Annotated in this window: 14 protein-coding genes; 11 read left to right on the plus strand and 3 right to left on the minus strand. The window is 65.6% G+C overall.

The annotated features are described in order from the left end of the window. Nucleotides 1-109 precede the first annotated feature (109 nt). The 9 genes from ribD to ACW179_RS10005 all read left to right on the plus strand — a co-directional run bounded on the left by ribD (nt 110) and on the right by ACW179_RS10005 (nt 8,358). On the plus strand, nt 110-1,099 hold the full coding sequence (ribD, locus tag ACW179_RS09965; RefSeq protein ID WP_492064135.1) for a bifunctional diaminohydroxyphosphoribosylaminopyrimidine deaminase/5-amino-6-(5-phosphoribosylamino)uracil reductase RibD: 990 nt from the start codon (nt 110-112) through the stop codon (nt 1,097-1,099). 16 nt (nt 1,100-1,115) lie between these two features. Next, nucleotides 1,116-1,742, plus strand: a complete 627-nt coding sequence (locus ACW179_RS09970; RefSeq protein WP_492064136.1) for a riboflavin synthase — start codon at nt 1,116-1,118, stop codon at nt 1,740-1,742. Further along, nucleotides 1,709-2,911 (plus strand): 3,4-dihydroxy-2-butanone-4-phosphate synthase, encoded by a 1,203-nt coding sequence (gene ribB, locus ACW179_RS09975; RefSeq protein WP_492064137.1) that lies wholly within the window; start codon nt 1,709-1,711, stop codon nt 2,909-2,911. The genes ACW179_RS09970 and ribB overlap by 34 nt, the downstream gene beginning before the upstream one ends. A 17-nt stretch (nt 2,912-2,928) precedes the next feature. Further along, complete coding sequence (ribH, locus tag ACW179_RS09980; protein ID WP_492064138.1) at nt 2,929-3,396, plus strand: 6,7-dimethyl-8-ribityllumazine synthase; 468 nt, start codon at nt 2,929-2,931, stop codon at nt 3,394-3,396. Between the two features lie 277 nt (nt 3,397-3,673). Next, nucleotides 3,674-4,240: an OmpA family protein gene (locus tag ACW179_RS09985; protein WP_492064139.1), complete on the plus strand. Its 567-nt coding sequence runs from the start codon at nt 3,674-3,676 to the stop codon at nt 4,238-4,240. A gap of 136 nt (nt 4,241-4,376) precedes the next feature. Further along, a complete protein-coding gene (locus ACW179_RS09990) occupies nt 4,377-4,844 on the plus strand; it encodes a hypothetical protein (protein ID WP_492064140.1) in 468 nt (155 codons plus the stop codon). Then, nucleotides 4,844-6,226, plus strand: a complete 1,383-nt coding sequence (locus tag ACW179_RS09995) for a hypothetical protein (RefSeq protein WP_492064142.1) — start codon at nt 4,844-4,846, stop codon at nt 6,224-6,226. The genes ACW179_RS09990 and ACW179_RS09995 overlap by 1 nt, the downstream gene beginning before the upstream one ends. A gap of 86 nt (nt 6,227-6,312) precedes the next feature. Continuing rightward, on the plus strand, nt 6,313-7,689 hold the full coding sequence (locus tag ACW179_RS10000) for a M20/M25/M40 family metallo-hydrolase (protein ID WP_492064143.1): 1,377 nt from the start codon (nt 6,313-6,315) through the stop codon (nt 7,687-7,689). 69 nt (nt 7,690-7,758) lie between these two features. Beyond that, nucleotides 7,759-8,358 carry a DUF805 domain-containing protein gene (locus ACW179_RS10005; protein WP_492064144.1) on the plus strand — a complete coding sequence of 200 codons (600 nt, stop codon included), beginning with the start codon at nt 7,759-7,761 and terminating at the stop codon, nt 8,356-8,358. A 20-nt stretch (nt 8,359-8,378) separates the two neighbouring features. Here the strand turns inward: ACW179_RS10005 and ACW179_RS10010 are convergent, their stop codons facing one another. Together ACW179_RS10010 and ACW179_RS10015 are read right to left on the minus strand one after the other, a co-directional pair. Next, complete coding sequence (locus tag ACW179_RS10010) at nt 8,379-8,648, minus strand: GNAT family N-acetyltransferase (protein ID WP_492064145.1); 270 nt, start codon at nt 8,646-8,648, stop codon at nt 8,379-8,381. A 148-nt stretch (nt 8,649-8,796) separates the two neighbouring features. Further along, entirely contained in the window at nt 8,797-9,978 is a 1,182-nt protein-coding gene (locus tag ACW179_RS10015) for an acetyl-CoA C-acyltransferase (RefSeq protein ID WP_492064146.1), read from the minus strand. 328 nt (nt 9,979-10,306) lie between these two features. Here ACW179_RS10015 and ACW179_RS10020 point away from each other — a divergent pair, with 328 nt between their 5' ends. Together ACW179_RS10020 and ACW179_RS10025 are read left to right on the plus strand one after the other, a co-directional pair. Then, complete coding sequence (locus ACW179_RS10020; RefSeq protein WP_492064147.1) at nt 10,307-10,804, plus strand: winged helix-turn-helix transcriptional regulator; 498 nt, start codon at nt 10,307-10,309, stop codon at nt 10,802-10,804. A gap of 107 nt (nt 10,805-10,911) precedes the next feature. Further along, nucleotides 10,912-12,888, plus strand: a complete 1,977-nt coding sequence (locus ACW179_RS10025) for a putative bifunctional diguanylate cyclase/phosphodiesterase (protein ID WP_492064148.1) — start codon at nt 10,912-10,914, stop codon at nt 12,886-12,888. 17 nt (nt 12,889-12,905) lie between these two features. On the opposite strand, the gene mnmA is transcribed toward ACW179_RS10025, so the two are convergent. Beyond that, complete coding sequence (gene mnmA / locus ACW179_RS10030; protein ID WP_492064149.1) at nt 12,906-14,135, minus strand: tRNA 2-thiouridine(34) synthase MnmA; 1,230 nt, start codon at nt 14,133-14,135, stop codon at nt 12,906-12,908. Between the last annotated feature and the right edge of the window lie 40 nt (nt 14,136-14,175).

Genomic DNA, 14,175 nt, shown 5'->3' on the forward strand with positions numbered 1-14,175 from the left:
CTCTAGAGTCAAAAGTCCTCAAGGTCATTCTATTGGCCTCTAACATGTTACAGTTTCGAAAAAGGATGCGGGCTTGAAGCATGCGGGGCTGCGGCTCTAGCTCTGCGGCATGTCGCCAGAGACCGCCCCGCCGATCCGTTCCGTCTATCAGGGTTTTCGTACCGCCCTGACGCTCGCCGAGGGCTTTGCCGGGGCGACGGCGCCCAACCCGCCGGTCGGCTGCGTCGTGCTGGACGCTGAAGGCGTGCTACTGGCCGCCGCCGCGCATCAACAGGCCGGCGGTCCCCACGCCGAGGCCGCCGCCCTGTCCGCCTGCCGGGAAGCCGGGACTTTTGACCGCATCCATACGCTGCTGGTCACGCTTGAGCCCTGCAATCACCACGGCCGCACGCCGCCGTGCGTTGAGGCCATCCTGGCCAGCCCGGCCCAGGCCATCTGGATCGCCGCCCGTGATCCCAATCCCTCGGTCGCGGGCGGAGGTGCCGCTCGGCTTGCGGCGGCAGGACGCCAGGTCTTTGATCTGCAGATCGTGAACGATCCGCAGGCCGCTGTCCTGGCCCGCCGGGCCCGGCGCCTGATCGCTCCGTTTGCCCTGTGGGCGACCCACGGACGACCCTGGCTGACCCTGAAACAGGCCCTGACCCGGGACGGCGGCATGATCCCGCCACCGGGCGCCAAGACCTTTACGTCCGAAGTGTCCCTGACCCTGGCCCACGGGCTTCGCCGCCGGGCCGACGCGATTGTCACCGGCTCGGGGACGATCCTGGCCGACCAACCCGAGTTCACCGTGCGCCGCGTGCCGGATCCGCGCCAATGCCCCCGACGCCTGGCCATTCTGGACCGTCGCCGCCGGACGCCCGCCGACTACATGCAAGCGGCGCGGTCTAGGGGCCTTGAGCCCAGTCTGCACGACGACATCCCGGCCCTGCTGGCGGATCTCGCTGCGGCCGGCGTGCTGGAAGCCTTGATCGAATGCGGTCCGGTCCTGATGGCGGCCTTCCTGGAGGCCGGCTTGTGGGACGAGCACGTCGTGATCCGCCAGGCCGCTCAAGCCGGCCAGGCCGACCAGGTCGATATTTTCACCCGCATGGCGGCCTGAGGCCCGAGGAGCGCGCATGTTTTCCGGAATTATCGAACAGGTCGGTCGCATCGAGGCCATCGCGCCAGAGGGGGAAGGGGCGTTGCGCCTGACCCTCGGGACGGGCTTCCCCGACCTTGAACTGGGTGAAAGCGTGGCCGTGAACGGCGTCTGCCTGACGGTGGTGCGCCATGACCCGCAAGGCCTGGCCGATTTCTTCGTCAGTCCTGAAACCCTGGCCCGCACCAATCTGGGGCGCGCGGCGGCGGGGGGCGCGGTGAATCTTGAGCGCGCCGTGACCCTGGCCACCCGCCTTTCGGGTCATCTGGTTCAGGGTCATGTCGACGGCCAGGCCTATCTGGTCGAGGTGATTGATGACGGGGGATCATGGCGGATCGGCCTGAGCCTGCCCGCCGCCCTGCATCGCTTCTGCGTCGAGAAGGGCTCGATCGCCCTGAACGGCGTCAGCCTGACCCTCAACAGCGTCTCGCCCTGCGACGCCGATGGCCGGTTCCTGATCGGCCTGACCCTGATCCCCCACACCTGGGCCCATACCAACCTGAAGTCCGCCGCGATCAACGACCCGATCAATGTCGAGGTCGACGTGCTGGCCAAATATGTGGAGCAGCTATGTCACGCCTATCTGAAGCCCTCGAACGCCTGAAGACTGGCGGCATGATCGTCCTGGTCGATGACGAGGATCGCGAGAACGAGGGCGATCTGGTCATGGCCGCCCAGTTCGCCGATGCGGCGGCGATCGCGTTCATGGCGCGCCGGGCCAGCGGCCTGATCTGCCTGACCCTGGAGGCCGAGGCCGTTGATCGGCTGGGCCTGCCGCCGATGGTTTCCGACAATCGCACCAGCCGCCAGACGGCTTTCACCGTCTCGATCGAGGCGGCCGAGGGGGTCGATACGGGCATATCGGCCTTTGACCGGGCGCTGACCATTGCAGCGGCCGTAGCGCCCGACGCCAAGGCGTCAGACCTGGTCTCACCGGGCCATATCTTCCCGTTGCGGGCCCGCCCGGGCGGCGTTCTGGTGCGCGACGGTCACACCGAGGCCTCGGTCGATCTGATGACCCTGGCCGGGCTGCAGCCGGCCGGGGTGATCTGCGAGATCATGAAGGACGACGGGACCATGGCCCGGATGCCCGATCTTGAGGACTTCTGCCGCGAGCATGACCTTCCGCTCCTGACCATTGCCGAGCTGGTGGCCTATCGCAAGGCGACCGAGCTGCTGGTCGACGAGGTGGCCTCCGCCCGCCTGCCCTCCGAACACGGCGGCGCAACCTTCGAGGTGCGCGCCTTCCGCAGCCGGATTGATGGTGTCGAACATCTGGCCATGGTGCGGGGTGCTTTGTCCGGCACACCCCTGGTGCGGGTCCATTCCGAGTGCCTGACCGGCGACGCCCTGGGCTCGCAGCGCTGCGATTGCGGCGCCCAGCTTCAGGAAAGCCTCAGGCAGATCAGCGAAAGCGGCAACGGCGCCCTGCTGTATCTGCGCGGCCACGAGGGGCGGGGCCTGGGCCTGGCCAATAAGATCCGCGCCTATGCCCTCCAGGACGGCGGGCTCGACACGGTGCAGGCCAATCACGCCCTGGGCTTTGCCGCCGACCAGCGGGACTATGGCGTCGCTGCCCAGATGCTTCGGGCGATGGGTGTCGAGCGCGTCAACCTGCTCAGCAACAATCCCCGCAAGGCAGCAGGTCTGCGCGCCAATGGTGTCGCGGTGAGCCGGGAACTGCCGCTGGCCATTCCCGCCAACCCGCACAACGCCGCCTATCTCGACACCAAACGCGAAAAGCTCGGCCACGGCCTGGCCTGCGCCTCCTGATCAGCAAAGAGCGTCCCATGACCAACTCCCCATCTGCGCCACGCATTGCGATCGTCGTCAGCAGCTTCAACCCCGAGGTCACCGGCGGCCTGCTCAAGGGCGCGCTTGACGTGCTGGAGGCGAACGGCGCCCCTGTCGCCGCCGGGGATATCATCCAGGCTCCCGGCGCGTTTGAGCTGCCCCTGATCGCCCAGACCCTGGCGCGCTCGGATCTCTTCGAGGGCGTGGTCTGCCTGGGTTGCGTGATCAAGGGCGACACGGCGCACTTCGAGTTCATCAGCCTGGCCACCAGCCTGGGTCTGATGACCGCCGGACTGGCGACCGAGACCCCGATCACCTTTGGCGTACTCACCACCTATACCGACGAACAGGCCTTGGTGCGCAGTCGCGACGACGCCGAGAACAAGGGGCGAGAGGCTGCCCAGGCCTGCTTCTCCACCCTGCAGACCCTCAAGAAGATTCGTGCGCAGGCCTGGGGTGACTAGGCCGGCTCTTGTCTGCGGAAGAGCAAGGTCGTCAATCGCGAGTTGAAATCCCTGATCGCGCACCCCATCCTTTCTGGACTACAATCGTGCTCTTCGGCACCGGCGAGAGAGGTTTTTCAGCAGGGAACAAAGGTCCGGCTTCGGAGTTCGCGCGCAGTATAGAAGTCTCTGATTTTTATGGCTTAGCTAGGCTCTAAAGTCGCCCAGAACCGGCCCCTTTTTCGCCCATATGAGCTGGCGGGTTCATCGCTCGGACCAACGAGAGAGGCCCCCGACCATGATGCGATCCCTGAAGATGACCGCTGCCTGCGCCCTGGTGATGGGCGGCCTGGCCGTCAGCGGCTGCGCCACCAAGAAGTACGTCAACACCCAGGTCGGCGGCGTCCAGAGCCAGGTTTCCAGCCAGGGTGCCCAGATCGGCGAACTGGACAAGACCTCCCGCGAGGCGCTGCAACGGGCCACGGCGGCCGGCAAGCTGGCGGAGGGCAAGTTCATGTACTCGATGGTACTGAGCGATGACTCGGTGAAGTTCCCGCTCAACGCGGCCGACCTGTCGCCGGAAGCCGAACAGCGTCTGACCGAGTTCGCCGAGAAGCTGAAGGGCGAGAACAAGAACGTCTATCTGGAAATCCAGGGCCACACCGACAATGTCGGCGACCCGACCTACAACGACGGCCTGGGCGAGAAGCGGGCCGAGGCCGTTCGCAAGTTCCTCAGCCGAAACGGCATCGCGCTCAACCGTATGGCCACGATCTCCTATGGCGAGGAAGCCCCGGTGGCACCCAATGACACCCGCGAAAACCGCGCCCAGAACCGCCGCGTGGTGGTGATGGTTCTCTCCTAGAAGACCGCTGCCGACGCGGTTCGTTCCGCGTGAGCGAGGCGAACTGACTTCTTGGGCGAATTCGCGCGCTTGATGACTCAGGATTGCAATTCTGCCCTATTCGAATATCATTGGTATTTCGAATGTAGGGGGGCAGATGACATCTGTGATCAAACGCGCGAGCGTCGCGCACTACCACACGCTTAACTGGACCTTGGGCGCACCGTCGATCGTGATCGAAGCGCGTAGTGCATCGGCCTCTGTCCTGAACGCTTCACTTGAACATCATGACGCTACTGGGGTCGCTACGCAGATCTTGGGCGCGACTTCGCTCAGTACGGCTCTCTGGACCCTTACGCCGGAACAAGGGCCCGCGCTCGGCGTCGCGGGCGGGGTGCAACTCGCCCTGTCGACACCGAAGGCGTTCGTCTTTCGCGCCTTCGGCGTGGGGGCCAGCGCTAACATTGGCGGTGCGCACACGCCGGTCTACGTCACCATCACCCAAGGCGGAATGGTCAAGCAGGGCAGCGTCCTACACAACAACATTCTGATCGGCGTCGACGTCGTTGAGTTAGACACCACCCCGCCCAATCAATGGGCCGACCTCTATCTGAGGATCCGCTGATGAGCCGCCGGTCCATCCTGAGAGGCGCGCTGGCTGTGTTCTGCGTCATCGCGACTCCGCTGTTTGCTGCGGAGACCGCCCAGACCGAAAAGGTCATTCACGAGTATGGCAACGCGCAGAAGTGGGCCTCGCAATATACCTACGACACGCGCGTACCTGCCGCGCCCGCGCTAGGCCTGGTCCAAGGCGCGCCTGAGCTATCGGTGTCCAGTCTCTTCGGAGCCGACAAGAGCAGCGACGTGGTGCTTTCGGGTGATAAGCTCGGGGTCGCCTTCGCCGCGCGCCCGTTCTGGCTAGCCGGCGAAAGCAGGTTTGTTACGCTTGAGGAATATCGGGGCCTTGAGGGGTTCAAGGCGATCTACTCGCGCACTACGGTCAGCTTCGCGGCGGCACCGAAGGTCGAGGAAGGGAAAACTGGCCTAGGTACGGGTCTAGGCGTCAGCGCTGAATTGCTTAAGGGGGCTGACCCGCGGCAAGATCAGGTGCTGGGAACCTGCTTGAAGTCGATCGGCGGGGACTATGAGGTTGAGGTGCGGGCGCTCACCAACGCCTTCTCTGTCGACTCCACGCGACTGGCGCTGGCCAAGGTAAAGGTTAGGGAACTCGTTAGCGCGGCTAACGCTGTCGAACTGGAAGGCAGCGCGCCACAGGCCTTGATTGACGAAGCGGAAAAAGCGACGAACGTGGATAGGATCCAGATGGATCTACCTGCGGCAATCCAAGCTCGCTTCATCGACTGGCGCAAGGCTGAGACCCTCAAGTTCGTGGGCGACGAGGCTCAGAAAGCCGGGGACGGATGGAAAAAGGCCAACGAGCAATGCTTTAAGCGCGCGGGTCTGGCGGCGGAAAATAAACCCAGCTTCCAAGTCGCGGCCGGCCTCGCCGCCGTCGCATCCGAGTTCAAGGTCGAGGACCTAAGTTATGCCGGCGTCTCGGTTTGGGCGGCTTATCGCGTTCCGCTGGGCCGCTTCTCAGCGTGCAGCAATCCGGGCCTGACGAAGGTGCAGATGGAGGCGTCCGACAACACGCCCCGCAGCCTGCAGTGCCTCCCGCCGGCCGGAAGCCTCACCGCCTTTGTCCAAGCTACGGATCGCGGCCAGGCCAATGTCGCTGGAGCCGAGAAGAAGGCCAACATTACCCAGGCAGGCGTCGTACTCAGCCGTAAGTCACGCGCCAACGACTGGTCTGTCGCAGCGTCGGCCGTTTGGGTCCAGCGCAGCTTCGACGACCGTACGCTCAAGGCCCAGGACTTCACCCGCTACGGCTTGGCCTATTCGCGCAAGGTGGAGGATGGCGTCTGGCTGGAAGCCTCATTCGGCGAAACGCGAGGCATGCCGACCGATGAGGAGAGCTACGGACTGGTCCGATTGACCTTCAAGTGAGCCGGGCGGCGAGGGACGAGCGGTTGCCCTTGCCGGAGGCGCTAGGCACAGGCAACTTCCGCGCCCTTGCTCATCCCGGAGTCGCCATGCGCCTGTCCCTCGTTCTCGCCGGCCTGCTCCTGGCCTCTCCTGTGCTGGCTGCGGAGGTCCCCGCGCCGTCTAGCGATCAGCCGGTGTTGCGCACCATCGCTGCCGATGTGGACGCCAAGGCGCTGGAGAGCACCATCAGAGCGCTGGTGGGGTTCGGTACCCGCCACACCCTGTCGGAGACCAAGTCCGAGACCCGGGGCATTGGCGCCGCCCGCCGCTGGACCCAGCGCCGGTTCGAGGCGATCAGCAGGGACTGCGGCGGCTGCCTGACCATCGAGACGCCGTCCGAGGTGGTGACAGGCCGCCGCGTGCCCAATCCCACCGAGGTAATGAACGTCCTGGCCATCCAGAAGGGGACCAGCGATCCGGACCGGGTGATCATCATCGCCGGCCATATCGACAGCCGTGTCTCTGACGTCATGGACTTCACCAGCGACGCTCCGGGTGCCAATGACGACGCCTCGGGCGTGGCGGCCGTGATCGAGGCGGCGCGGGTGCTGAGCAAGCACAAATTCCCTGCCACCCTGGTGTTCGCGGTGCTGTCGGGCGAGGAGCAGGGCCTCTATGGCGGCAAGATCCTGGCCAACCATGCGCGCGCTCATGGCTGGAAGGTCGAGGCAGACCTCAACAACGACATCGTCGGCAACAGCCGGGGCCAGAGCGGGGTGATGAACAACACCCAGGTCCGGGTCTTCTCTGAAGGCACCAAGGCGGTCGAGACGCCCGAGCAGGCCAACAGCCGGCGCTATAACGGCGGTGAGGTCGACAGCCCTTCGCGTAACCTGGCCCGCTACATGGACGGTCTGGCCGATCGCTACCTGACCAATTTCGACGTGGTGATGGTCTATCGCACTGACCGCTATGGGCGGGGCGGCGACCAGGTGCCGCTGCTGGAGGCCGGCTATCCGGCCATACGCGTGACCGAAGCCGCCGAGAACTATGACCGCCAGCACCAGAACCTGCGCACCGAGAACGGCAAGCCCTATGGCGATGTGATCGAGGGCGTGGATTTCGCCTATCTCTCGCAGGTGACGCGGCTGAACCTGGTGACCATGGCCTCGCTCGCCTCGGCGCCGCCGCCGCCGCAGGGCGTCAAGATCGAGGGCGCGGTCAGCCCCGACACCAAGGTTTCATGGTCCGCCACGCCCGGCGCGGCCGGCCATCGCGTGTGGTGGCGGGTGACGACTGAGCCGCAATGGCGCCTGAACCGCTGGGTCACTGCGGCCACGAGCGCCACACTGAAGGACGTGGTGATCGACGACTTCTTCTTCGGCGTCTCGGCGATCAGCGCCGACGGCTGGGAGAGCCCCGTGGTGTTCCCCGGCGCAGCGGGGAGCTTCGAGAGCCCGCCGCCGGTGGTGGTGCCCAAGTAACCCGTGCATCTGCAACCGTCGATGCTTCCCGTGAATCAGCCTACAGGCACAATCTAGGGGAGATCAAACATGACCGGCATTCTGGCACCGATACTGCGTGGCCTGAGCAATCTGGCGCGTTTCTCCGGCCGAGACACCCCGCGTCTGTTCTGGCCTTATGCCTTCTTTGTGGTGGGGTCGGTCTTCGTCATGATAGCGGCGTTCATGCTTCCGATCATGGGCACGACATTTGCCCGTATGCAGCAGTTCGCGTTGGAGCATCCCGACCAGGCGACCGTGACCTCGACCCCCGGTAGCTATTCAATCCAGATTGAAGGTCATCATCCCGAACTCATGCCGGACATGACGCTTATGTTCACGGTGATTGGGGCCGGCATTATTGTGGCTGTAGCGCTACTGGCAGCGGCGGTTGTCCGGAGATTGCATGATCGCGGTCGGCGGGGCTTTTGGGGGCTGGCACCGTTGCCATTTTTAGGGGTCGCGTTGGCCGTGTTTCCCAAGCTGTTCGATGATCTCAGCAACAATGACCCAAAGCCTGAGACGATGAGCCTGTTTTTCGCCCTGTTTTTCAACAACGTACTGTATCTGGCCTCGTTGGCGCTGCTTGTTGTGCTGCTGATAAAAGAGAGCGATGCAGGGTCCAACCGCTTTGGATCGCCGGAAAGCTGAAGCGCGCCAAGAGCGTGTTTCTAGGCGATCAGGTCCGGATCGTTCCGCTTCAGCCATGCCGCCGCGTAGGAGCAGAGCGGCGTGATCCGCAAGCCTTCGCTGCGGGCTGTGCTGGCGACCTGCTCCATGAGCCGCGCCGCTGCGCCCTGGCCGCGCAGGGCGGGGTCGGACTCGACGTGGGGGATCACCAGTCGCTGGCCGGAGCGCTGATAGTCGGCGAAGGCCAGCAGGCCGTCGACTTCCAGCTCGTAGCGGCTCAGTTCGGGGTTGTGTCGGAAGGTTTCGGTCATGGGATGCTCAATGCAGGTGGAGGTAAACTGATCCTCCCCCGCTGGGGGAGGTGGCCCGGAGGGCCGGAGGGGGCATCGCGGCATCGGTTGTTGAGGCCCCCTCAGTCGCTCCGCGACAGCTCCCCCAGGGGGGGAGCACCTTTTTTATCTAAACCAGCTCCACTGCCATGGCCGTGGCCTCGCCGCCGCCGATGCACAACGAGGCCAGGCCCTTCTTGCCGCCGCGCGCCTGCAGGGCGGCGATCAGGGTGCACAGGATGCGCGCGCCGGATGCGCCGATGGGATGGCCCAGGGCGCAGGCACCGCCGTTGACGTTCAGCTTCTCGTCCGGGATGCCCATTTCCTGCCGGGCGATCATGGCGACCACGGCGAAGGCTTCATTGACCTCGAACAGGTCGACATCGGCGATGCTCCAGCCGGCCTTTTGCAGGGCTTTCTGCATGGCCGGCACCGGGGCGGTGGTGAACAGGCCCGGCTCATGGGCGTGGGCGGCGTGGCTGACCACGCGGGCAACGATGGGCAGGCCCAGGCGCTTGGCCACGCTCTCGCGCGTCATCACGAGGGCCGCGGCACCGTCGCTGATCGAGCTGGAATTGGCCGCCGTGATCCCGCCGTCGCGGCTGAAGGCCGGGCGCAGGGTGGGGATCTTGGCCGGATCGGCCTTCAGCGGCTGTTCGTCCTGGGTCACCACTTCGGTCCCCTTGCGGGTGGTGACGGTCACGGGCGTGATCTCGGCCTTGAAGGCACCGCTCTGGATCGCCGCCTTGGCCTTCATCAGGCCCCGGGTGGCGTAGTCGTCCATAGCCTCGCGGCTAAACTGGTAGGTGGCGGCCGAGTCCTCAGCGAAGGCACCCATCAGCTTGCCGGGTTCATAGGCGTCTTCCAGGCCGTCCAGGTACATGCTGTCCCACATCTGGTCGTGGCCGATGCGGGCCCCGCCGCGATGCTTGGTCATCAGGTAAGGCGCGCCGGTCATGCTCTCCATGCCGCCGGCCACGATGATCTCGGCGCTGCCGGCGGCCAGGGCGTCATGGGCCATTATGGCCGCCTGCATGCCGCTGCCGCACATCTTGTTGACAGTGGTGGCCTCGACCGACTTGGGCAGGCCCGCGCCGATGGCGGCTTGGCGGGCCGGGGCCTGGCCCAGGCCGGCGGGCAGCACGCAGCCCATGATGATCTGCTCGACCAGATCGCCCGAGACTCCGGCCCGTTCGATGGCCGCCCTGACCGCCGTCGCGCCCAGCTGCGTGGCCTTCACCGCGCCCAGCGCGCCCTGGAAGCCGCCCATCGGCGTGCGGGCGAACGAAACGATGACGACGGGATCAGACATGACGGTCTCCGGATTGCGGCAAATTCGGGCGGAATAGACCCCGCTGACGCAGGGCGAAGCAAGCGTTCTTGCTCGAAAGGGGAGGCGGCAGGGGCGATGCAGCGCCGCTCGCCGCCTCTCAAGAGCAAGGTGCGCGATGTCGGAATCGCGCGCCTTGCTCTCGCTTTTTTGTTTTCGCATCGCTTTTGCGGAAAACCGGCGGCCACTTTTCCGCGCGCTGCTCTCGGTGCAACCGAGAGAGTCAGTTGTGATTTGAAACGTGCCACTGTTCATCCTCAAACGCAACGCTCTCTTGCTTTCCCGAGCGGAACGCCTCAACCTCACTCGCATGGGCCGCACCGCAGATTATACCAAGGAACGTTGCAGCATCGCCGCCACCCTCGAGGTGGTCGGGGATCCCTGGACCCTGCTGATCCTGCGCGACGCGTTCGCCGGTGTGAAGCGGTTCGAGCAGTGGCAGGAGCGGCTGGGCGTAGCGCGCAACGTGCTGGCCGCGCGGCTCAAGACCCTGGTCGCCCATGGCGTGATGGAGGCCCAGCGCTATTCCGAACGCCCCCCGCGCCAGGAATATGTGCTGACCCCGAAAGGCCGCGATCTCAGCCCCGTGCTGTTGACCATGGCCGAATGGGGTGACCGCCACGTCTATGGCGCGGGCAAGGGCGCAGTGCATTTCGTCCACAAGACCTGCGGCCATGAATTCCACCCCCGCATGGCCTGCGAGGCTTGCGGCGAGGTGATCGAGGGGCGTGACCTCAAGCGCGTGGTCCACGACAATTGCCAGACCGTCGGCGAGGTTCTCGACGCAGTCATGACTGCGGCAAAATAGCGCAGGCCTGCTACAGCCCTCAGATTACGGAATATTTAGCCGTTCAGGCCCTATTGTCAGGTCAACAGGGACGGGCCTGAATGACAATCGCCGGCAAAATAGCCGCAATGTTCGCGATCCGCAAAGAGCGGCCAGAACTTCTCATCGCCCAGGCGAAGGCGTTCTCACGCCAGGTGCCGATGATGTACGTTGTGGTGCTGGTCAATGCTTTCGCCCTGGCCTTCACCCATCTGCAATCGGCCCCCAAGATGCTGACCTTGGGCGGTCCGCTGGTCTTGAGTCTCGCCTGCGGCGCCCGGATTGTGGGCTGGTGGCGGCTTCGGCACCAGGTCATGGACGCCGAGCGGGCACTGACCATGCTGGGCGGCACGGTCAAGGTGGCCAGTGTTCTGGGCTTGGCCTTCACCGGCTGGTCGCTGTCTCTCTATCCCTATGGCGACGCCTATCAAAAGGGCCATGTGGCCTTCTACATGGCCATCACGGTGATCGCCTGCATCTTCTGCCTGATGCATCTGCGCGCTGCCGCCCTGATCGTGACCGCCTGCGTCATGGCTCCGATGGTGCTGTTCTTTGGTTTCAGTGACCATGCGGTGTTCCGCGCCATCGCGGTCAATGTGGCGGTGGTGGCTGCTGTCATGATCGTGATCCTGCTCATCCACTATCGAGAGTTCGCCGATCTGGTGGCGTCCCGCGTCCAGGCCCAGAAGCTCAGCGAGGACAATGACCGCCTGGCCAATCTGGACAGCCTGACGGGCCTGCCCAACCGCCGCCGGTTCTTCCGCGAGGTTGACCTGCAGGTGGCCCGCGCTCGGGAGCAGGGCCGTGGACTGTTCGTGGGCGTGTTGGATCTGGACGGCTTCAAGCCGGTCAATGACGCCTTTGGCCACGCCACTGGCGACCGGCTACTGATCGAGGTCGGCAAGCGGCTGGAGGCTTTCGACGCCGTGCCTCTGTTCGCCGCGCGGCTTGGCGGGGACGAATTTGGCCTGATCGTCGATGCACCCCTGACGACCGACGAAGCCCGGGCCCTTGGTCGCACGCTCTGCGCAGTGCTGCGCCAGCCCTATCGCCTGCCCGGGGTCACTGCCCAGGTGGCAGGCTCCATCGGCCTGTGTCCGTTCCCGGCCGGCGGCGACACCGCCGAGCAACTGTTCGAACGGGCCGACTACGCGCTCTATCATGCCAAGCAGAACCTCAAGGGCTCGGCCGTGCTGTTCGACGAGCGGCATGAGGCCGCCATCCGCGAGCTCGGCCGCGTCGAGCTGGCCCTCCGCCGGGCAGACCTTGCGACCGAACTGCATATCCATTTCCAGCCGATCCTCGACACGGTTGCCCGCCGCACCGTGGCCTTTGAGGCCCTGGCCCGTTGGTCCAGCCCCGAACTGGGCGAAGTGCCGCCCGTTGTGTTCATCAACGCCGCCGAACGCTCGGGCCAGATCGTCGAGATCACCCAGGTGCTGGTCGCCAAGGCCCTGAGCGCCGTGCGCGCCTGGCCCATGGACATGCGGGTTTCGATCAACCTCTCGGCCCGTGACATCGCCTCCATGGAGACTGTCGACCGCATCATCGACATCGTCCGCCAAAGTCAGGTGGCCCCGCACCGTATAGACTTCGAGATCACCGAGACGGCCATTGTCGGCGACTTTGACCAGGCCCGCGCGGCCCTGACCGCCTTCCACGCCCTGGGCGTGCGCACGGCCCTGGACGATTTCGGCATCGGCCATTCCAGCCTCAATCATGTGAGGCTGCTGCCGCTGGACAAGCTGAAGATCGACGCCAGCTTCGTCTCTGACATCGACCACCACCGGCCTAGCGAAGACATCGTCAAGACCATGCTGGAGCTATGCCGCAACCTGCGCATGGACTGTGTGGTCGAGGGCGTCGAAACGGACGTTCAGCGTGACAAGCTGAGCAGCCTGGGCGCGGTCTTCATGCAGGGCTACAATTTCTCCCGCCCGATGCCGGCGGCTGCGGTGCCCGATTGGCTGACCGCCGAGAGCCGTCAGACCCTTCGCTCCCGCAAGGCCCTCACCCTCCCGCGCCGGGCGTGGGAGGATGAGGTGGGACTGCAGGGGCTGGGCTAGGGCGCGCGCGCTCTTCCCTAGACCGCCATCTCCACCCGCACGGTGCTGGCAATGAAGCCGCCGCCCAGCACGCGGTCGGGGTCGGCAGGGTCATACAGCACGCAGGCCTGGCCCGGGGCGACGCCTTCTTCAAAGGTGTCGAACACCACCCGCAGGTCGCCGTCCACCAGCGCAAGGCGCCCCGGAACCGGTTCGCGGGTCGAGCGCACGCGGGCCAGCACCGGCTGGCCAGCCTCAGCGGCCTCCTCCAGGCTGTCCTGGCCGCCCAGCCAATTGCCTTCTTTCAGCACCAGCGACGCCGTCAGCAGGGCCTCGCGCGGGCCGACGATCACTTGACGCTGGTCAGCGTCGAGGCGGACCACGAACAAAGGATCGCCCACAGCGACGTTCAGGCCCCGGCGCTGGCCGATGGTGTAGCGGGTCACGCCCTCGTGACGGCCCAGCACCCGGCCATCCATGTGGACGATGTCGCCGGGCAGAGCGCCGTGCGGCCGGATGCGGTCGATCACCGTGGTGTACTTGCCCTCGGGCACGAAACAGATGTCCTGGCTGTCGGGCTTGTCGGCGATGGCCAGGCCAAGCTCGGCGGCGACACGGCGCACCTCGCTTTTGGGCATGTCGCCCAGCGGGAAGCGCAGGAAGTCCAGCTGGTCGCGCGTGGTGGCGAACAGGAAATAGCTCTGGTCCTTTGAGGGATCGCCGGCCCGGCGCAACTGCGGCCGATTTCCAGACATGCCCCGCTGCACGTAGTGACCTGTCGCCATCGCCTCGGCGCCCAGGTCGCGGGCCACGTCCAGCAGGTCGCGGAACTTGACCGTCTGGTTGCAGCGCACGCAGGGAATGGGCGTTTCGCCACGCAGATAGGCGTCGGCGAATTCCTCGATCACCTGTTCCTTGAAGCGGCTTTCGTAGTCGAGCACGTAGTGCGCGATGCCGATCCGCTCGGCGGCCATGCGGGCGTCCAGGATGTCCTGACCCGCGCAGCAGGCACCCTTTTTCGAGATCGCCGCGCCGTGGTCATAGAGCTGCAGCGTCACGCCGACAACGTCGTAGCCGGCCCTTGCCAGCAGCGCAGCGGTGACGGTGGAGTCCACGCCGCCCGACATCGCCACCACCACCCGCGCGCCGGCGGCCAGACCCACGGCGGCGCGCGCCATCTCGACCGCCCGGTCAGACAGGACGTTGTCGGCGGACTTGTCGGTCAAGGTATCCGTCAGTTTGGTCGTGAGGGCGTCCATCGCCGCCATATAGCCCCTCAGGGCCGGCTTTGCGAGGCGCCGGCCGTCG

The organism is Caulobacter sp. AVps18 (assembly GCF_058681425.1).